Origin of the sequence: Rhizobium sp. R634 (genome assembly GCF_002211305.1) — a bacterium.
Taxonomy (GTDB): Bacteria; Pseudomonadota; Alphaproteobacteria; order Rhizobiales; family Rhizobiaceae; genus Rhizobium.
Map to the genome: position 1 here is coordinate 75006 of NZ_LOKW01000005.1, position 19215 is coordinate 94220.

The window sequence follows — 19215 nt, forward strand, 5'->3', positions numbered from 1 at the left end:
GATGCGAACGGCGGCCATTTGCTGCGGTTTTGCCGGCTCAGAAGGGGTTCCAGGTCGGCGCGCTGGTGATCTTGAGATAGCCGACATTGACGCCGAGGCGGGCGCCGACGCCGGTGCGGATCGGCACGACGAGCACGTCGTTGTTTTTCAGCACGGTCATGCCGAAGCCGGCGATCACATAGGCCGAGCCGCTGACGCCGCCGAAGCGGGCATAGATGCCGTTGACGGTGGGCAAGTCGTAGACCAGCATCATCACGCGGGAGCCCTGGCCGCCGTAGTCGATGCCGAGGGAAGGGCCCTGCCAGTAGAGCGGATGTTCGCCGGCATTCTTGGTGTTCAGCTGGCCTTCGCCATAGGTGAGACCGGCGATGAAGGCGCCGCCGCCTTCCTGTCCGAGGATATAGCCGTTCGGCAGACCGTATTTCTGAAAGGCGCTCTCGACGACTTTAGCAAGTCCGCCGCTGGCCGAGCCGAAAAAGGAGTGGCCGGTATCGACGATCTCCTGCATCGTATATTTGCTGTTGTCCTGCGCGGCGGCCGTTCCGGCAACCATGAAGGTGGAGAGGACGATGGCCGAAAACAGCCTGCAGAAGCCGATGAATCGGCGCGGGAATCGAGGGCGCATGGTGTCATCCGTTCGTCGGTTGGCTGTGAGCGGCAAGCGCTCGCGGCGATTGATGCATTTTGCGCCGATGATCTTAACAATCGGTTTACCAAATATGGTGTCATTATGGCACCGAATACGATCGCAAACTTCGCGCAATTTCGATGAAGCATAATTCCGGGCGCGATGAACTTGCCGCCCCTCAGGAGACGATGATGTCCAAGAACCCCAATCTTACCCTGTCCGGCCCGGACCTGGCCGCGCTTCTCTGCAGCCGCGTTTGCCACGATGTCATCTCGCCCGTCGGCGCGATCAACAACGGCCTGGAACTCCTGGATGAGGGCGGCGCCGATTCCGACGCCATGGATCTGATCCGCACCAGTGCACTCAATGCTTCCGTCCGCCTGAAATTCGCCCGCCTTGCTTTCGGCGCGTCCGGCTCCGTCGGCGCGTCTATCGATACCGGCGAGGCCGAGCGGGCGGCGAAGGATTTCGCTGTCGCCGAAAAGAAGACCGAGGTGATCTGGAACGGGCCGCGCGCCATCGTCGCCAAGAACCGCGTCAAGCTGCTGCTCAATCTCTTCCTCGTCGCCTATTCCTCCATTCCGCGCGGCGGCGTGCTGGAGGTGACGCTCGAAAATCCCGAATTCGACGCCAAGTTCAAGCTCACGGCGAAGGGCAAGCTGATGCGTCTGCCGCCGAAGTTCGTCGAGATCTCGACCGGCACGATCGAGGAGGCGATCGACGCCCATTCGATCCAGCCTTACTACGCGGTGCTTCTGGCCGAGGAGTGCGGAATGACACTCGATCACAGCGCAAGCCCCGATGAACTGGTGTTCACCGCAGTGGTTGCCACTGCCTGAAATCGGTGCGGGGAGGGGTCGCTGCGCGCGTCCGGTAACGATTCCTTAGCCTGATGGACCTATTCTCTAAGGTTGTAAGAGGCCCCTCGCTGCGACGAATGCGGGGGAAAAGGAGCGGCCATGCAAAGGTTCATGATCACCGATAATTCGGACATCGTCCGCAAGGTCGGCAAGCGCATTCTCTCCGAACTCGACTTTCTCGTCAGCGAGGCCTCCAATGCCGCCGAGGCGCTGCAGCGCTGCCAGACGGAACTGCCGGAATATCTGATCGTCGATTCCGGCATGGAGGGGGCGCTCGATCTCATTGCTGCCATCCGCGCCATGGACGGAGGCAAAGAGGTCAAGATCTATTACTGCGTGATCGAGGCCGATCTGAAGAAGCTGATGGCGGGAAAACGCGCCGGCGCCACCGACTTCCTGCTGAAGCCGTTCGATCGGAAGATCCTGACCGCTGTCTTCGGAAATCGCGCCATCGCCGCCTGACGGAAGGCGTATTCCGCAACATCGCCCATTCCCGGAACCCGATGCTGAAAAGCGCGGGCATTCGGCTGACGCCGCGGTTCTCCATCTCTTCTGCTTCGCTGGCCGAAATGAAAGGTTCTGCCCGATTGGGCTGAGACAGCGTTGCCGGCCAAAAACGAAAAATCCCGCCGGAAGGGCGGGATCTTCGTCATCCGATAAGGGGGATCGGAAAATCAAGCGGTTTCAGCGTATTCGGCGCCATCCGGCTCGCGAAGAACATAACCGCGGCCCCAGACCGTCTCGATGTAGTTGGCGCCGCCGGCGGCGTTGGCAAGCTTCTTGCGCAGCTTGCAGATGAAGACGTCGATGATCTTCAGTTCCGGCTCATCCATGCCGCCGTAAAGGTGGTTCAGGAACATTTCCTTGGTGAGCGTGGTGCCCTTGCGGAGCGAAAGCAGCTCCAGCATCTGATATTCCTTGCCCGTCAGGTGGACGCGCTGGCCGCCGACTTCGACGGTCTTGGCGTCGAGGTTGACGATGAGTTCGCCCGTCATGATGACCGACTGTGCGTGGCCCTTGGAGCGGCGAACGATAGCGTGAATGCGGGCGACGAGCTCGTCCTTGTGGAACGGCTTGGTCATGTAGTCGTCGGCGCCGAAGCCCAGGCCGCGAACCTTGTCTTCGATGCCTGCCATGCCCGACAGAATGAGGATCGGTGTCTTGACCTTGGACAGGCGGAGAGTGCGGAGCACTTCATATCCGGACATGTCGGGCAGATTCAGATCGAGAAGGATGATATCGTAATCATACAGCTTGCCCAGATCGACGCCTTCTTCACCGAGATCGGTGGTATAAACATTGAAACTTTCAGATTTGAGCATCAGTTCGATGCTCTGCGCCGTAGCGCTGTCATCCTCGATTAGTAGTACCCGCATAATTATCCCCTTTACCGCCGCCGAAAGGTGGTCTGGCCCCTACACGCTACCGAACAAGCTACGTGATTTGGAAGCTGCCACGAAATGGTTAACAAATTCTAATTCACTCTGGCAAGGAGTATCGAATTTATTAAATAATTTTTCCATTTCTCTGTTTTCCAATAGGAATCTCAAAAAGGCGTTCCTCAACTTTAACATTAGGAAACAGCGCTAAGTGATTCATCCGACTCGCCAATGAAAAGGTTCGAACTTCATGCCGCGGCATTTACCGAGCCTTAAATCATCGGGTCTATCATTAACGATGCCCGTAAACGAAAGGTTACCAGCGGTAGGTTTTTGTTAATATCGCAGGAAATTTTTTAGCAAACCGTGTCAAAGCGGCGCGCAGGGCGGTTTCAAGTTGAGCCGGGGTCTCGCATCACGGGAGTAATGCGTATGAAGTCGCGAGAAAGTCTCGTTCGCCTGAAAGAGTTTCAGGTGAACGAAAAACGACGTCAATTGCAGCAATTGCAGATGATGATGTCCGAATTCGAACGGATGACGAAGGATCTGGAGAGCCAGATCGTCGTCGAGGAAAAGAAGTCCGGTATATCAGACCCGAATCACTTTGCTTATCCGACCTTCGCCAAGGCTGCGCGTCAGCGGGCCGACAACCTGCAGGTTTCGATCAAGGAACTGAAGATGCAGGAAGAGGCGCTGGAATTGGCGCTCGAGGAGATGCAGGCGGAATATGCAAGGGCGGCGGCGCTGGAAGAGCGTGACGTCAGCGCCCGGGCAAGGGCCTAACAGAAAGAAGGGCGCCGGCTTCGGCGCCTGGGATCGCCAGAGAGAAGCCATGTATGATGGGCGCGCTGTCCGTCATACATGGCTTTTGGTGTTTCCGTTATCGTCCCAAAGTGCGGCTGCTTCGGCCGCATGAATCAATTCACGACATCGTGCCATTCCGGGTGGCGCTGCGCCTGGGCTTTGAAGAAAGGGCAGAGCGGAATGATCTTCCAGCCGCCGGCGCGGGCAGCTTCCACCGCGTGAAGCGCCAATGCCTGGCCGACGCCCTTGCCGCGCAGCGCATCGGGAACGGCCGTGTGATCGATGATGACGAGCTTCGCCGACGTGCGTGAATAGGTCATCTCCGCCCCGTGGCCCTCGACCTCTACGGCATAGCGGCCGCCGGAGCCGCCTTCTTCATTTCGAATATCCATCGTCTTTCCTCATGCACAGATATTGTCGCCGCCGACGGTGACACGGCGGCGCGGCCGTGCCAAGCCGGTGACGCAGTTCCAGGGGGAAACGGAGTGTTCATGAAAAATGTCGGATCGGCGCGAGGTTCACGGCAATGAGCGCGCTTTCGGTAATCCGCCCGGTTCTTCTCGTGACGGCGCCGTTCCTTCTGGCGCTCGGCCTCGTCTTGCCGCTGGTCCGTTTCGAGACGCTGTATTTCTTCGATCAGACCCCATCGCTTATCGAAATCGTCGTTTCGCTCTGGCAAGGCGGGGATGGGCTGCTGGCGGCGATCGTCGCGCTGGTGTCGATCGTGCTGCCGCTCCTGAAGGTGATTGGGATCGCGGCGGAAGCGACGGCTTCCGGCGGCGCGGCCGGGAGCCTTTTCTATCGTCGCGTCGTGCCGCATCTGTCCAAGTGGTCAATGATGGACGTGCTGCTGGTCGCGATCGTCATTGCTGCGGCGAAGACAACGGGGTTGGCGGATGCCTTCACGCAGCCCGGCCTCTGGTGTTACGCGGCCTCGTCAATGATTTCGGGCCTTCTTCATTCCCTGATGGGAAATGCGTCCGGCCCGAAATAGATGTCGATGATGGCGTGTGATCAGTGGCGATATTGCTGGATGCGCGTGGTGCGCAGGCCGGCCAGGCCATGGCTGTTGATCGACGACTGCCAGGAAAGGAACTCTTCTACCGTGAGCGTATAACGCTCGCAGGCCTCTTCCAAGCTCAACAGGCCACCGCGAACAGCCGCGACAACCTCTGCCTTGCGGCGGATCACCCAGCGCCGCGTATTGGGCGGCGGAAGATCCGCGATCGTCAGGGGGCTGCCATCGGGGCCGATGACATATTTTACTCGGGGACGTATCATTTCGGTCATGGGACTCTCTACACAACGCAAGACCACGGACGCCACTCTAGCTTGCCACATTTAAAAATTGCCTAAGCCCATCGTAAGACTTTGATAACAAATTTAGATGGGCCGAGGCGATTTGGGACGATTGCCTGCCGCTACGTCAATTTGTGACGGCTGCATGGGAGCCATGCGGAATAAATATTACCTGCTTTTCCCGGAAAATTTTATAAGCGGCGCAGCATAAACGAGTCCAGTTCGTGCTTTTTCGTTTCGTGCTCTCGGAATGAGTGCGGGCGAAAGCCGGCTCTACCGATGCCGCGGCGGGAGCCTTCTCCGTCGCCTGCGACACTGAGCCGAAGCTTGCTCCAGAAGGATACGCACATGAAAAGACGCGAGCGCGCAGGCGGCGACTGCGCTGAGGATGCTGCATTTTCGCCTTCGCAGGCCGATGGCTCCGGCATGTCTTTCCACGACGACAAGGTGCGGCTCGCGGAGCTGGCGAAGCTTGCGGGTTTTGATTTCTACCTGCTTTCGGCTTTCCCGCGCGGCGACCGCACGGGCTTCATCGAAAATTGCCTCAGCAGCAACTGGCCGCAAAACCTCGTCAGCTTCTACGAGGCGGCCGATCTCCTCTATTGCAGCCGGCTGGTGACCGCGATGAAGCGCACGGCGATGCCGGTCTTCTGCGAGGAGGGATCTTTTGAGGGCAGTGCGGCCAATCAGGAAAACCGGCGTCTCAATACACTCTTTCAGATGCACGGACTGAAGAACACGTTCGCCCTCACGTTGCACGACGCTGACCTGAAACAATACATTTTCGCCTTCTCGGGCGGCGCTCCCATGCCCGCACGCGAGCAGGCGACGGCGCTGCTTTACGGCTGCATGGAGCTTCTGGACAGGGTCTCGCGCGCTCAGAGCTTCAAGGATGCGCCGTTGGAGACGCTGACGCGGCGCGAAATCGAATGCCTGCGCTGGTCGGCAGCCGGAAAGAGCAGCGATGAGATCGCGATCATTCTCGATCTCTCGTCGCATACGGTGGCTGGCTATCTGAAGAGCGCGATGCGCAAGCTTGATTCGGTCAACCGCATGCAGGCGGTCGCCAGGGGATTCCGATACCGGCTGCTCTGAAAAGCGTTGCTCTTCGCTACGAGGATTTGCCTCCAAAAGCATTTCGCCCAAAACCGCGCTGCGGTTTTGGGCGAAATGGGAAGGGGCGGACTGGCTGGTTCCGGAAGGCTTAGAAGCCTTTTCCGCGGGTCAGTTCCGACACGACGGTGCCGACGATGATGTGCATATCCATCAGAATGGAAAAATTCTGAACGTAATAGAGATCGCAGGCGATGCGGGCGCGGGCCTTGGCCGGACGATCGGTCGGGCCGCGCAGGCCGCGCATTTGGGCAAGGCCGGTCATGCCGGGACGCATGGCGTGGCGCTGGTGGTATTCCGGAACGAGTTCTTCGTAAAGCATGTCGCTGGCGCGCATGCCTATAGCATGGCAACGCGGGCCGACGACCGACATGTCGCCCAGCAGCACGTTCAGCAGTTGCGGCAGCTCGTCGATATTCGTGCGGCGCAGGATGGCGCCAATGCGGGTGACGCGTGGATCGTTCCTCACCGTCTGGGCAACGCCGGTGGCATCGCAGAGATCGGTGCGCATGGAGCGAAACTTGTAGACCTTGATGGCCTTGCAGTTCTTACCCCAGCGGGTCTGCTTGAAAAGCACCGGTCCCGGGCTGTCGAGCTTGATCAGCACGGCTACCAGCAGAAGGAAAGGAGCGAGGACGAGGAGGGCGCTCAACGACGAAACGATGTCGAACGCCCGCTTCAGGGCAAGATCCATCCACGGCGCCTGCGGCGCATCGCTATGGATAACAGGGGTCTGGATCTTCAGGCTCGGCAGCTGGCGGCGGCTCGGCCGGAAGGACTCATTCGAAATGGTGTTGTTTAGTTCCGTGATGCTCAAGGATCGTACTCTGTTGTCTTCGAGGGGGCGCGGCGGCAATAGGCGATCAATGGTTAACCCTGTCACCAGGGCTGCACTCAGGTCTTGGTAACCCTACTAAAACGGAAAAATGCGACAATTGTGTAATGCTGTCCAGAGAAATATCGCATCGCAACAAATCTTTCGCATTTGCGTTAAGTTGAGGCAAGCTCATGATATTTCGTTAATAATTGGAATTTCATCAAGTTTTTTAGGCCTTTGGCATGGGCTTCCAGGGGTTGGCCGGCGTGCGGTTTCGGCACGCGACCAATAGACGTCAGGGAATGTTTTTAACGAATTCCCGCCCTAAATTTTGAGGGCGAGGGTGTTCGCTGGTTCCCAAAATGTGTCGGAATATGACAAAATCAAGGCGAGGCCGCGCATAGCAGACGTTCGAAAAAGACGCAGCAAGCCGGCTCCGGGGGGTAGAATCACCCCTAAAACCCGGCGATCGCGAATCAGTTTGCGAGCTCATCGCCTCTGGTGGCGCAGGGAGCGGCTCGATCAGGAGGGGTAGCTGCCCGCGCGGAGGCCACCGGCCGCTATCGGCTGCAGACAGGAGCAAATTTTGAAGGTTGAGGAGATCCCAGCGCGGAATCACGCCGGCTCGAGCACGCGTTTCCTGCCGCCCCAGGAGATGAAGTTCGGATTGGCGAAGTCGAAATCGGCAGCTGTTCCCGTCTTGCCGTAAGTCAGCGGCGCGCCGTCCAGTGTCACGGTCGAGCCGCCGGCGGCGCGCAGCACGGCGTCGCCGGCCGCGGTATCCCATTCCATGGTGCGGGTGAAGCGTGGATAGACGTCGGCCTTGCCTTCGGCCAGCAGGCAGAATTTCAGCGATGAGCCGATATTGGTGCATTTGGAAATGGCGTGATGCGCAAGGAAGCTGCCGGTTTCCGGACTATTATGGCGCAGGCTTGCGAGCGCCAGCCTGTCGTCCGGCTGCTCGCGGACGGTGATGGCTGTACGCTGGCCGACCGCGAAATCCTCGGTGATGACCAGCCTTTCCGCGCGGCCGCATTCTCCGGAGAAGGCAAGCCCGAGTGCGGGAGCATAGACGATACCGGCCACCGGCGCGCTGTTTTCGATATAGGCGATGTTGACGGTGAATTCCTGCCGTCCGTCGACGAATTCGCGCGTGCCGTCGAGAGGATCGACCAGAAAGAAGCCGCGGCCGCTGATATCGGGCACCTTGCCGGCGGCAACCGATTCTTCGGCTACAACAGGTATGTCGGGATAATCTCTGGCAAGATGGCCGAGGATGATGCGCTCGGCCTCTTCGTCGGCGACGGTGACCGGACTTGCATCCGCTTTCATGGCGACGGGAAAGCCCTCGCGCAAGACCGTGATGATGGCCTTACCGGCTTCCAGTGCCGCCTTTTCAAATGTCGTCAGCATTGTCCTTTTGCCGTTCGCCACGCGTCGAGCACCCCGCTGCCGCTCGTCCGCAAACCATCCCTGTCACAACCATATACCTGCCGGTTATTTATATGGTGTTTCCCGTCACGCTGCGCATCCCCAATTCACGCATTCGGAATGCTACCATAAGTTCCCAGTATTGTCAGATGAAGATGGCGGGCATTTGCTCGTGAAATGACATTCGAAAAAACGCCCGCCTCAGGGTCTGAATTTGCGCCAACTTCCAATCCGGTGGAATAGCTTACGCACTATGGTGTTGATAGGAATCAGCGGCGTCGTTTGGGAACGGTTAATTCAGTGACCATTTTTGGCTAAAAACGCGCCCAACTTTGCTGTTTTTCTGTGGATTTTGGTTCAAAATGCGCCATGTCGGCCTGTTTCCGCAAGAATCTGGCGGAGTAAATCCTTTTTGTCTTCACATTTTCAACGAAACCGCTATGCATGCGGCTTATGAGGTTGCCTGAAACGGGGAACCGAATAACCAAAAAGAGATGCAGCATTTTGCGCTCGCATCCAGGGGAAAACGACATATGGAGTATTTCGTCCAGCAGCTCTTCAATGGGCTGACGCTCGGATCCATCTATGGCCTTGTGGCTATCGGCTATACGATGGTTTATGGCATTATCGGCATGATCAACTTCGCCCATGGCGACATTTTCATGCTCGGTGGTTTCGCCGCTCTTATCGTCTTTCTCGTCCTCACATCCATCTTCGCAGGTCTCCCGGTGGCAGTGCTGCTGCTGGCGATGCTTGTCGTCGCGATGTTGATGACGAGTTTGTGGAATTGGACGATCGAGCGCATCGCATACCGCCCATTGCGCGGTTCGTTCCGCCTGGCGCCGCTGATCACTGCGATCGGCATGTCGATCGTGCTGTCCAACTTCATCCAGGTGACGCAGGGTCCGCGCAACAAGCCGATCCCGCCGATGGTGAGCTCGGTCTACCAGTTCGGCAATATTTCGGTGTCGCTGAAGCAGATCATCATCATCGTCATCACGGCGGTGCTGCTTGCGGCCTTCTGGTATATCGTCAATCGTACAGCACTCGGCCGCGCCCAGCGCGCCACCGAGCAGGACCGCAAGATGGCGGCGCTGCTTGGCGTCAATGTCGACCAGACGATCTCCATCACCTTCGTCATGGGTGCGGCACTCGCTGCCGTCGCCGGGACGATGTATCTGATGTATTATGGCGTTGCTTCGTTCGCCGACGGCTTCACGCCGGGCGTGAAGGCGTTTACCGCGGCCGTTCTCGGCGGCATCGGCTCGCTGCCGGGCGCCGTTCTCGGCGGGTTGATGATCGGCCTCATCGAATCGTTGTGGTCGGCCTATTTCACGATCGCCTACAAGGATGTCGCGACCTTCGCCATCCTCGCTTTCGTGCTGATCTTCAAGCCGACAGGTATCCTGGGACGGCCGGAAGTCGAGAAGGTATAACGTCATGGCAAATATCGAGAATTCTGCAGGCGAGCCCGATGCCGGACTTGTCCAGAAGGGGCTTAGGGAAGCTTTTTTCGCCGGCCTCGTCACCCTTGGTCTGTTCGTGCTTTATGTCGGTCTCGGCACGCAGCAGAACATCAATAACGAGCTGATTGTCGTCCAGCGCTGGGGGCTGCTTGCGATCTTCGTGCTGATCGCTGCCGTCGGCCGGTTCATCATGGTCGTCTTGATCAAGCCGAATATCGATCGCCGCAAGCTCAACAAGGCGCGAGAGGGCGATCTCGAGATCTCGACCGAGAAGAACTTCTTCCACCAGCATTTCCTCAAGATCGCTCTTGTATTCCTGCTGATCTACCCGATGGCTGCTCTGCTCATCTACGGTCCGCAGCGCTCACTGACGATGGTCGATAATTTCGGCATTCAGATCCTCATCTACGTGATGCTCGCCTGGGGCCTCAACATCGTGGTTGGTCTCGCGGGTCTTCTCGATCTCGGATACGTCGCCTTCTACGCCGTCGGCGCCTATTCATACGCGTTGCTTTCAAGCTATTACGGCCTCTCTTTCTGGGTGCTGCTGCCGCTTTCGGGTATCCTTGCGGCTCTCTGGGGCGTCATTCTCGGCTTTCCGGTGCTGCGTCTTCGCGGTGATTATCTCGCGATCGTCACGCTGGCCTTCGGCGAGATCATTCGTCTGGTCATCATAAATTGGACGGAAGTTACGAAAGGCACTTTCGGTATTTCCGGTATCGCCAAGGCGTCGGTCTTCGGCATCTGGACTTTCGACGTCGGCAAGGCGAACAATTTTGCCAAAGTGTTCGGGCTGCCCATGGCCTCCGGCTACTACAAGGTCTTCCTGTTCTACGTCATCCTGGCGCTTTGCATGCTGACCGCCTATGTCACGATCCGGTTGCGCCGCATGCCGATCGGCCGTGCATGGGAAGCGCTGCGTGAAGACGAGATCGCCTGCCGTTCACTTGGTATCAACACCGTGACGACCAAGCTCACGGCGTTCGCGACGGGTGCAATGTTCGGGGGCTTCGCAGGTTCGTTCTTTGCAGCCCGCCAAGGCTTCGTTTCACCGGAATCCTTCGTCTTCCTGGAGTCGGCAGTCATTCTTGCTATTGTCGTTCTTGGCGGCATGGGTTCGCTGACGGGTATTGCGATCGCTGCTGTTGTCATGGTCGGCGGCACCGAGGCTCTTCGCGAAATGGATTTCCTGAAGGAGATCTTCGGACCTGACTTTACGCCGGAACTCTACCGGATGTTGATCTTCGGCCTGGCCATGGTCATCGTCATGCTGTTCAAGCCACGCGGCTTCGTCGGTTCGCGTGAGCCGACCGCCTTCCTCAAGGAGCGCAAGGCGGTCTCAGGAAGCTTCACCAAGGAGGGCCACGGTTGATGAGCCCCGTTACCAACGCGATGTCGAGCGACACTTTGCTCAAGGTCGAGCACCTATCGATGAAGTTCGGCGGCCTGATGGCCATCAACGACTTCTCCTTCGAGGCCAAGCGCGGCGATATTACCGCGCTGATCGGCCCGAATGGCGCCGGCAAGACAACTGTCTTCAACTGCATCACCGGCTTCTACAAGCCGACGATGGGCATGATCACGCTCAACCAGAAAAGCGGCAAGCAGTACCTTTTGGAGCGTCTGCCGGACTTTCGCATCACCAAGGAAGCCAAGGTTGCGCGCACCTTCCAGAACATCCGGCTGTTCTCCGGCCTGACCGTTCTCGAAAATTTGCTCGTCGCCCAGCACAACAAGCTGATGCAGGCGTCGGGCTTCACCATCCTCGGCCTCATCGGCATCGGTCCCTATAAGCGGGAGGCAACCGCCGCGGTCGAACTCGCGCGCCATTGGCTTGAAAAGGCAGAACTGATCGACCGTGCCGATGATCCGGCAGGCGATCTGCCTTACGGCGCCCAAAGGCGTCTCGAGATTGCGCGTGCCATGTGCACCGGCCCGGAGCTGCTTTGCCTGGATGAACCGGCTGCAGGCCTCAATCCGCGGGAATCGGCAAAGCTCAACGAGCTTCTGCAGAGCATCCGCTCCGAAACCGGAACGTCCATCCTGCTCATCGAACACGACATGTCGGTGGTCATGGAAATTTCCGACCATGTCGTCGTTCTCGAATATGGTCAGAAGATCTCCGATGGAACGCCCGACCATGTGAAGAACGATCCGAAGGTCATCGCGGCCTATCTCGGCGTCGAGGATGAGGAAGTGGAAGAGGTGATCGCAACCGTCGAGCAGCTCGAAGGAGGCTCAAACTGATGGGCGATGCAGTAATGACGGGTCAACCGCTTCTTCAGGTGAATGGCGTCGAAACCTATTATGGCAATATCCGTGCATTGGCCGGCATCGATGTGCAGGTCAACAAGGGTGAGATCGTCAGCCTGATCGGCGCCAACGGCGCCGGCAAGTCGACGCTGATGATGACGATCTGCGGCAGCCCTCAGGCCCGCACCGGCTCCGTCGTCTTCGAGGGCCGCGACATCACCAAGCTTCCGACCCATGAAATCGCCCGGCTACGCATCGCGCAGTCGCCGGAAGGTCGCCGCATCTTCCCGCGCATGACGGTTCTGGAAAACCTGCAGATGGGTGCGGGTCTCGACAATCTCAAATATTTCGCCGAGGACGTCGAGAAAATCTTCGCGCTCTTCCCGCGCCTCAAGGAACGCCATGCCCAGCGCGGCGGCACCCTTTCGGGCGGCGAGCAGCAGATGCTGTCGATCGGGCGTGCACTCATGGCCCGCCCGAAGCTGCTGCTGCTCGACGAACCTTCGCTTGGCCTGGCGCCGCTCATCGTAAAGGGCATCTTCGAGGCGATCAAAAAGCTGAATGAGCAGGAAGGTCTGACTGTTTTCCTGGTCGAGCAGAATGCGTTCGCAGCTCTCAGGCTTTCGCATCGCGGCTATGTCATGGTGAACGGCAAGGTAACGATGAGCGGCTCCAGCAAGGAACTCCTCGCCAACCCCGAGGTCCGCGCCGCTTATCTCGAAGGTGGAAGACACTAGAGCGGGATGATTTTAGGGCGCGTTAGCCAAAATCTGAATCCTGCTCTGAATGAAATGATGAGAGCATGACGTCGACCGAAAACGCGGGTTATAATTTTCGGCATCGTGCTCTCGTCGAAGGGAGAGATTAACATGCAGGGGCTTTTCTTCGAAAGCGATAGCGGCGCTCGCGTCGTCATCCGCGCGATCGTCGTACTGATCGGCTTCTGGACGGCCTGGCGGGCCGGCAAGGCGGTTGCAGACGGCTGGAACGACTATCCGCTGGTGGTCGTCTATACCTTCCTGCTGGCCTGGGCGATGCAGTTTCTGCACCATGCCCTGTTCAATGGGCCGATGCTCAGCGCCCTCTATTACGGCATCGATTTCGTGACGCTGCTGGTCTTCGCGACGGCCGGCTTCCGCTATCGCCGCACCAATCAGATGGTAAACAACTATTACTGGCTGTACGAAAAAACTTCCGCGTTTTCGTGGAAGGACAAACATTGACAGTCCGTTGAAACTAGGCATGAATTGCCTTCAGAGTGGATCAGCTTTCCTGGCGCAGTCAATGGTGGGTAATGCGCCGGGTCTTGGACCGGAACCCGCCCAAAAATTGGGAGTAACAATATGAAGAAGTCTCTTCTGTCGGCAGTGGCTCTGACGGCGATGGTCGCCTTCAGCGGCAACGCCTGGGCCGACGTCCTCATCGCTGTCGCTGGTCCGCTGACCGGCCCGAACGCCGCTTTCGGCGCGCAGCTTCAGAAGGGCGCCGAGCAGGCGGCCGCCGACATCAACGCTGCTGGCGGCATCAACGGCGAGCAGATCAAGATTGAGCTCGGCGACGACGTCTCCGACCCGAAGCAGGGCATTTCGGTCGCCAACAAATTCGTTGCTGACGGCGTCAAGTTCGTCATCGGCCACTTCAACTCGGGCGTGTCGATCCCGGCTTCGGAAGTTTATGCCGAAAACGGCATTCTCGAAATCACCCCGGCCGCTACCAACCCGAAGTTCACCGAGCGCGGCCTCTGGAACACGTTCCGCACCTGCGGCCGTGACGACCAGCAGGGCGCGATCGCCGGCAAGTATCTTGCCGACCACTTCAAGGACGCCAAGATCGCCGTCGTTCACGACAAGACCCCCTACGGTCAGGGCCTTGCAGATGAAACCAAGAAGGCCATGAATGCCGCCGGCGTGACCGAAGTCATGTACGAAGGCATCAATGTCGGCGACAAGGACTTCTCGGCCCTCATCGCCAAGATGAAGGAAGCCGGCGTCTCGATCATCTATTGGGGCGGCCTGCACACCGAAGCCGGCCTCATCATCCGTCAGGCTGCCGACCAGGGCCTGAAGGCAACGCTGGTTTCGGGCGATGGTATCGTTTCGAACGAACTGGCCTCGATCGCCGGTGACGCCGTTGCCGGTACGCTCAACACCTTCGGTCCCGACCCGACGCTGAACCCGGCCAACAAGGAACTCGTCGAAAAGTTCAAGGCTGCCGGTTTCAACCCCGAAGCCTATACGCTCTACTCCTACGCTGCGATGCAGGCGATCGCCGGTGCCGCCAAGGCTGCCGGTTCGGTGGATCCTGAAGCCGTCGCCGCTGCCATGAAGGAAAAAGGTCCGTTCCCGACGGTTCTCGGCGACATCTCGTTCGACGAAAAGGGCGACCCGAAGATTCCTGGCTACATCATGTACGAATGGAAGAAGGGCGCGGACGGCAAATACACCTACGTTCCGCAGGGCTCGTAAGCCTAACTTCCCTTTTTGGGGATGTGAGATTGAAGCCCGGTTCCGCCGGGCTTCTTTGTTTTCCGAAGCTTTCAATTTCTGTTCGCCGCAGTGCCACGTACAAGCTGCTGCGAAGATCCTCGGCAATTTCGGCGGCGGCGAGCCCATGTCGCCAACTAATGCACGTCGCACGGAATGTGCAGCGGTTCCGGGACAACGACATGCATAAAAACAAGGAGCTAAAGCGCGTCGCATGATCAAATTTGATGCGACGTGCTTTATCGCTCACATCTCGTGCAGCACATGCGTCGCCTTCACGGCGGCTGACGCCCGGTTCTCGACGCCGAGTTTCACATAGATCTGCTCGAGGTGCTTATTCACGGTGCGCGCGGACAGTCCCAAGATCTCGCCGATGTCGCGGTTGGCCTTGCCCTTGGCGATCCAGAGCAGCACTTCGGATTCTCGCTGCGTGAGCGAGAAGCGCTGGCGCAGCACCTCGTCGTCGCTGCGCTGGCTGGCGGCCGTAAGGCGGAAGAGATATTCGTCCGGGCCGATCGCGCCGAGGAAGGCGAGCTGCAGCGCCGCCTGGCCGGCATGGGTGATCGAGATGATGCCGTCGCGTACCGCGGCCATGCGGTCGCGCATCCAGCCTGATATATGGCGGACGACGATGTCCATGCCCTCGTCGCTGCCCATGGCGGTATTGACCAGCCGTGTCGCCTGCGGCGTCGACCAATGGATCGCACCGTCGCCCTTGACCGCCAGCAGGTGGCGTCCGGCGGCATCAAGCGCGACACGGGCGCTCTGGGTCGAGCGGGCATTTCTGAGATGGACGCGGATGCGGGCGCGCAATTCGTCGATGTTGATCGGCTTGGTGAGATAATCGACGCCGCCGGATTCCAGCGCATGCACGACATGTTCAGTTTCCGTCAGCCCGGTCATGAAGATGACCGGCACCTGCGCTACTGCAGCATTCGCCTTCAGCCTGCGGCAGGTCTCGAAGCCGTCCATGGCGGGCATGACCGCGTCGAGCAGGATGAGATCGGGCGTGATCCGCTCGACGATGCCGAGTGCCGCCGTGCCCGACGTGGCGATCAGCACCGAAAAGCCGGACTGTTCGAGCGCGTCGGTCAGGAAGCCCAGCGCCTCCGGCGAGTCGTCGACGAGGAGAACGATGTCGCGAGGGAGGGCCGGCTCAGCCAATGGATTCCACCTTTTCGTCGAAGTCGTGCAGGAAGGTCATGAAGCCGGTCAGATCGAAGGCGGCCACATAGGGTCGAAGAGCCTCCGTGAATGGCCGATTTGCCTCCACCTTGGCAAGGTCCGAAAGCTTCGCTTCAATGCCTCTGATGTAACCGATCTCGCCGAGCCGCAGTAGTTCCTGCACATGGGCAGCACCTGGGCTTACCATCGGCGCCTCGGTCTTTTCCACGATGGCGGGCACCGCATCGGCATAGATCCATTTCAGGCCGAGATGCAAAGCGAGCTTGTCGCGCAGCTGGCGGATGTCGACGGGTTTGCCGATCGCATCATTGTGGCTGTCGTCGCTGTCGCTCAGGACCGCGGCATCGCCGATATTGGCCGAGAGCATCACCACCGGGGCCGTCTGGCCGGCCTCACGCAGTCGCGAGACGAGCTGCCAGCCGCTCATGCCGGGCATCAGGATATCGACGAGAAAGAGGTCGGGCATGATGCCGTCGATCAGCGTCAGGCACTCCGCACCGCCTGCCGCCGTCAGCACGATGAAATCGAGCGGCCCCAGGATTTCGCGCATCATCTCGCGGTGATCTTCGTTGTCATCGACGACGACGATCGTGCGGCGCGGGCCCTCATAGCCGATGATGCGCTTTTCCTGCGGTGGCGCTGCGGCGCGCATGACGGCGGACAGCATCAGCCGCACTCGGAAGGTCGAGCCTTCGTCCTTGACGCTCGAAACCGCGATTTCACCGCCGAGCGTGTTGGTCAGAAGCCGGGTGATGGTGAGGCCGAGACCGAGGCCGGGCATCGGCCGCACGCTGTCGGCCTCGCCGCGCTGGAAGGGTTCGTAGATGCGGGTCAGATCCTTCTCGGCGATGCCGCGGCCGGTGTCGGTGACGGTGAAGGTCGCAACCTGGCTGCGATAGGCGATATCGAAGGTGACGCTGCCCTCGTCAGTGAACTTGATGGCATTGGAGAGCAGGTTGACCAGGATCTGGCGCAGGCGCTTTTCATCGGTGCGGACGAATTGCGGCAAGGCGGGCGAGCGCTCATGCAGAAAGGCAAGCCCCTTTGCCTGCGCCTGCGGGCGGAACATCTCGACGATCTGATCGAGGAAATCCTGGATGTTGATCTCGTTGGAATAGACCTGCAGGCGGCCGGCTTCGATCTTGGAAATATCGAGAAGGCCGTCGATCAGGCCGGAGAGATGTTCGGCGCTGCGGCGGATGACCTTGATCGAGGAATGGCGCGGCGCAGGGATCGTCTCGTCGCGTTCGAGGATCTGGGCATAGCCGAGCACGGCATTCAAAGGCGTGCGCAGCTCATGGCTGAGGCCGACGACATAGCGGCTCTTGGCGCGGTTGGCGGCTTCGGCCGTTTCCTTGGCATTCTGCAGGGCGGTGTCGGTCTTCTTGTGCGCGGCGATTTCCTTGAGCAGCAGCGTGTTCTGGCGCGAGGATTCTTCCTCGGCGACAACGCGGCTGTCGTGGGCAAGCACGTAGAACCAGCAGACGACGCCTGAAATCACAGAGAAGACGAAGAAGACGATGAGGATGGTGCGATTGACCACTTCGGCCGTCTCGGGCGAGGCGGAGGCGACCTGATGGGCGATCATCGCCAGGATTGCGCCGATGGCGGTCAGCGCCAGCGCGACGGCGATGCCATAGCGGCCGAGACGTGTCGTCAGCTTGCCCAGAATGCTTTCCGGCAGCAGCGTCCTGGCGACGGTGCCGACCTGCGCGTTGAAACGGGCGGCCGGCTTGCACATGTCGTGGCAGCGGCTGTCGAGCGAGCAGCAGAGCGAGCAGATCGGCGCGGCATAGGCGGGGCACCAGGCCATGTCCTCCGGCTCGAACGGGTGTTCGCAGACGGAGCAGGTGATGCTCGTCAGGTTCTTCCAGCTCTGGCGCGGCTTGCGGGCGAGGTAGAATTTGCCTTTCGTCGCCCAGGCGAGCGCCGGCGTGGCGATGAAGGCGATGGCAAGGGTGATATAGGGAGCGAGCGAAGCGGCCGTCTCGCCGAAGGCGCCGAAATGGGCGATCAGCGATATGCTTGCCGACAGCGTCATGGCGCCGAGGCCGACGGGATTGATGTCGTAGAGATGGGCGCGCTTGAACTCGATGCCGGGAGGCGCGAGCCCCAGCGGCTTGTTGATGAAGAGATCGGCGGAGATCGTGCACAGCCAGGCCATGGCGATGATCGAGAAGATGCCGAGCGTCTCCTCCAGCAGCCGGTAGATGCCGAGCTCCATAAGGAGCAGGGCGATCGCCACGTTGAAGACCAGCCAGATGACGCGGCCGGGATGGCTGTGGGTCAGCCGCGAGAAGAAGTTCGACCAGGCGAGCGAGCCGGCATAGGCGTTCATCACGTTGATCTTGAGCTGCGAGACGACGACGAAGGCCGCCATCAGCAGCAGCGCCGCATTGTGCCAGGGGACCATGTAGCCGAAGGCGGTCAGATACATCTGCGCGGGATCGGCGGCGCGGTCGAGGGGCACGCCGGAAGTGAAGGTCAGGACGACGAGGAAGGAGCCGGCAAGCAGCTTCGGCGCGCCGATGATGACCCAGCCGGGTCCGGCAAGGAAGACGGCCAGGCGATGGCGCCATTTGCGCTGCGGCACCGGCGGCAGGAAGCGCAGGAAATCGGCCTGCTCGCCGATCTGCGACATCAGCGCCAGGATGACGGCGGAGGCGGCGCCGAACTCCACCAGATCGAAATCGGCGATGGTGCCGGGCGGGCCTGAGGCGTGGCGGATGCCGGAAAAGGCGCGCCAGAGATCGAACTTCTCCCAGTCCATGAAGGCGATGAAGATGAAGGGCAGGATGTTCAGCACGATCCAGAAGGGCTGGGTGATCAGCTGGAACTTGCTGATCAGCCGCACGCCGTGCGTTACTAGCGGGATCACCATGACGGCGCTGATAATGTAGCCGATCCAGAGCGGAATGCCGAGGGTGAGCTCCAATGCGCCGGACATGATCGATGCCTCGATCGCAAACAGCATGAAGGTGAAGCTCGCATAGATCAGCGAGGTGATGGTGGAGCCGATATAGCCGAAACCGGCGCCGCGTGTCAGAAGATCGATATCGACGCCGTGGCGGATGGCGTATCGGCTGATCGGTAGGCCGATCGCCAGCATGGCGAGCGAGGCGACGATGATCGCATAGAAGGCGTTGGTGGTGCCGTAGGAGAGGGTGATCGCGCCGCCGATTGCTTCGAGCGCCAGGAAGGAGATCGCGCCGATGGCCGTCTGCGAAATACGCTCGGAGGAGAAATGCCGGGCGCTCTTTGCGGTGAAGCGCAACGCATAATCTTCAAGCGTTTGGTTGGCGACCCAGCGATTATATTCGCGTCTCACCGGAATGATGCGTTGGCGCGCTGTCATGCCCTCTTTCCGGCACTCTCGTTGGGCTCATCTTCTCCGCGGCAGTTTTGGCGGGATGAACGGGAAAGGCAAGAGGCGGAGCATTGGCAGATTCGCAGAACAGTAATATTTTTGAAACGGCTCTGTCACATAAGCGCTCTAA

General features: G+C 59.5%; 19 protein-coding genes. 11 read left to right on the forward strand and 8 right to left on the reverse strand.

The window, feature by feature from the left end; all coding sequences use genetic code 11:
* Positions 1-37: 37 nt before the first annotated feature.
* Positions 38-625, reverse strand: coding sequence for an EipA family protein (locus tag ATY77_RS08580; RefSeq protein WP_088686974.1), 588 nt, complete (start codon positions 623-625; stop codon positions 38-40).
* Between the two features lie 194 nt (positions 626-819).
* Between ATY77_RS08580 and ATY77_RS08585 the strand changes: the two genes are divergently transcribed.
* A complete protein-coding gene (locus ATY77_RS08585; protein WP_088672811.1) occupies positions 820-1467 on the forward strand; it encodes a histidine phosphotransferase family protein in 648 nt (215 codons plus the stop codon).
* 120 nt (positions 1468-1587) lie between these two features.
* Complete coding sequence (locus tag ATY77_RS08590) at positions 1588-1950, forward strand: response regulator (RefSeq protein WP_011426567.1); 363 nt, start codon at positions 1588-1590, stop codon at positions 1948-1950.
* 212 nt (positions 1951-2162) lie between these two features.
* Here the strand turns inward: ATY77_RS08590 and ctrA are convergent, their stop codons facing one another.
* On the reverse strand, positions 2163-2864 hold the full coding sequence (ctrA, locus tag ATY77_RS08595; protein WP_003542362.1) for a cell cycle two-component system response regulator CtrA: 702 nt from the start codon (positions 2862-2864) through the stop codon (positions 2163-2165).
* Between the two features lie 435 nt (positions 2865-3299).
* On the opposite strand from ctrA, the gene ATY77_RS08600 reads away from it, so the two are divergent.
* A complete protein-coding gene (locus tag ATY77_RS08600; protein ID WP_088672812.1) occupies positions 3300-3650 on the forward strand; it encodes a flagellar export protein FliJ in 351 nt (116 codons plus the stop codon).
* A 134-nt stretch (positions 3651-3784) separates the two neighbouring features.
* On the opposite strand, the gene ATY77_RS08605 is transcribed toward ATY77_RS08600, so the two are convergent.
* The gene (locus tag ATY77_RS08605) at positions 3785-4063 is read right to left on the reverse strand and encodes a GNAT family N-acetyltransferase (protein ID WP_088686975.1); all 279 of its coding nucleotides are present in this window, start codon (positions 4061-4063) and stop codon (positions 3785-3787) included.
* Positions 4064-4197: 134 nt separating this feature from the next.
* On the opposite strand from ATY77_RS08605, the gene ATY77_RS08610 reads away from it, so the two are divergent.
* The gene (locus ATY77_RS08610; protein WP_088686976.1) at positions 4198-4665 is read left to right on the forward strand and encodes a paraquat-inducible protein A; all 468 of its coding nucleotides are present in this window, start codon (positions 4198-4200) and stop codon (positions 4663-4665) included.
* Positions 4666-4685: 20 nt separating this feature from the next.
* Here ATY77_RS08610 and ATY77_RS08615 read toward each other — a convergent pair whose 3' ends face one another.
* On the reverse strand, positions 4686-4961 hold the full coding sequence (locus tag ATY77_RS08615; protein WP_007533628.1) for a DUF1153 domain-containing protein: 276 nt from the start codon (positions 4959-4961) through the stop codon (positions 4686-4688).
* A 357-nt stretch (positions 4962-5318) separates the two neighbouring features.
* Between ATY77_RS08615 and ATY77_RS08620 the strand changes: the two genes are divergently transcribed.
* Positions 5319-6065: a helix-turn-helix transcriptional regulator gene (locus ATY77_RS08620; protein WP_088686977.1), complete on the forward strand. Its 747-nt coding sequence runs from the start codon at positions 5319-5321 to the stop codon at positions 6063-6065.
* A 109-nt stretch (positions 6066-6174) separates the two neighbouring features.
* Here the strand turns inward: ATY77_RS08620 and ATY77_RS08625 are convergent, their stop codons facing one another.
* Positions 6175-6900, reverse strand: a complete 726-nt coding sequence (locus tag ATY77_RS08625) for a sugar transferase (protein ID WP_088672816.1) — start codon at positions 6898-6900, stop codon at positions 6175-6177.
* Between the two features lie 615 nt (positions 6901-7515).
* Positions 7516-8313 (reverse strand): 3'(2'),5'-bisphosphate nucleotidase CysQ, encoded by a 798-nt coding sequence (gene cysQ / locus ATY77_RS08630; protein ID WP_088686978.1) that lies wholly within the window; start codon positions 8311-8313, stop codon positions 7516-7518.
* A 551-nt stretch (positions 8314-8864) separates the two neighbouring features.
* Here cysQ and ATY77_RS08640 point away from each other — a divergent pair.
* The 6 genes from ATY77_RS08640 to ATY77_RS08665 all read left to right on the forward strand — a co-directional run bounded on the left by ATY77_RS08640 (position 8865) and on the right by ATY77_RS08665 (position 14515).
* Positions 8865-9767: a branched-chain amino acid ABC transporter permease LivH gene (locus tag ATY77_RS08640; RefSeq protein ID WP_088686979.1), complete on the forward strand. Its 903-nt coding sequence runs from the start codon at positions 8865-8867 to the stop codon at positions 9765-9767.
* A 4-nt stretch (positions 9768-9771) separates the two neighbouring features.
* On the forward strand, positions 9772-11169 hold the full coding sequence (livM, locus tag ATY77_RS08645) for a high-affinity branched-chain amino acid ABC transporter permease LivM (protein WP_088672820.1): 1398 nt from the start codon (positions 9772-9774) through the stop codon (positions 11167-11169).
* Entirely contained in the window at positions 11169-12044 is an 876-nt protein-coding gene (locus ATY77_RS08650; protein ID WP_088686980.1) for an ABC transporter ATP-binding protein, read from the forward strand. The genes livM and ATY77_RS08650 overlap by 1 nt, the downstream gene beginning before the upstream one ends.
* Positions 12044-12787, forward strand: a complete 744-nt coding sequence (locus ATY77_RS08655; protein ID WP_176538989.1) for an ABC transporter ATP-binding protein — start codon at positions 12044-12046, stop codon at positions 12785-12787. The genes ATY77_RS08650 and ATY77_RS08655 overlap by 1 nt, the downstream gene beginning before the upstream one ends.
* Positions 12788-12919: 132 nt before the next feature.
* Positions 12920-13273, forward strand: a complete 354-nt coding sequence (locus ATY77_RS08660) for a DUF6867 family protein (RefSeq protein ID WP_088686981.1) — start codon at positions 12920-12922, stop codon at positions 13271-13273.
* A gap of 120 nt (positions 13274-13393) precedes the next feature.
* The gene (locus ATY77_RS08665; RefSeq protein ID WP_088686982.1) at positions 13394-14515 is read left to right on the forward strand and encodes a branched-chain amino acid ABC transporter substrate-binding protein; all 1122 of its coding nucleotides are present in this window, start codon (positions 13394-13396) and stop codon (positions 14513-14515) included.
* A 264-nt stretch (positions 14516-14779) separates the two neighbouring features.
* Here ATY77_RS08665 and ATY77_RS08670 read toward each other — a convergent pair whose 3' ends face one another.
* Together ATY77_RS08670 and ATY77_RS08675 are read right to left on the reverse strand one after the other, a co-directional pair.
* Positions 14780-15697 carry a response regulator transcription factor gene (locus ATY77_RS08670; RefSeq protein WP_088686983.1) on the reverse strand — a complete coding sequence of 306 codons (918 nt, stop codon included), beginning with the start codon at positions 15695-15697 and terminating at the stop codon, positions 14780-14782.
* Positions 15690-19073 carry an ATP-binding protein gene (locus ATY77_RS08675; RefSeq protein ID WP_088686984.1) on the reverse strand — a complete coding sequence of 1128 codons (3384 nt, stop codon included), beginning with the start codon at positions 19071-19073 and terminating at the stop codon, positions 15690-15692. The genes ATY77_RS08670 and ATY77_RS08675 overlap by 8 nt, the downstream gene beginning before the upstream one ends.
* Positions 19074-19215 lie beyond the last annotated feature (142 nt).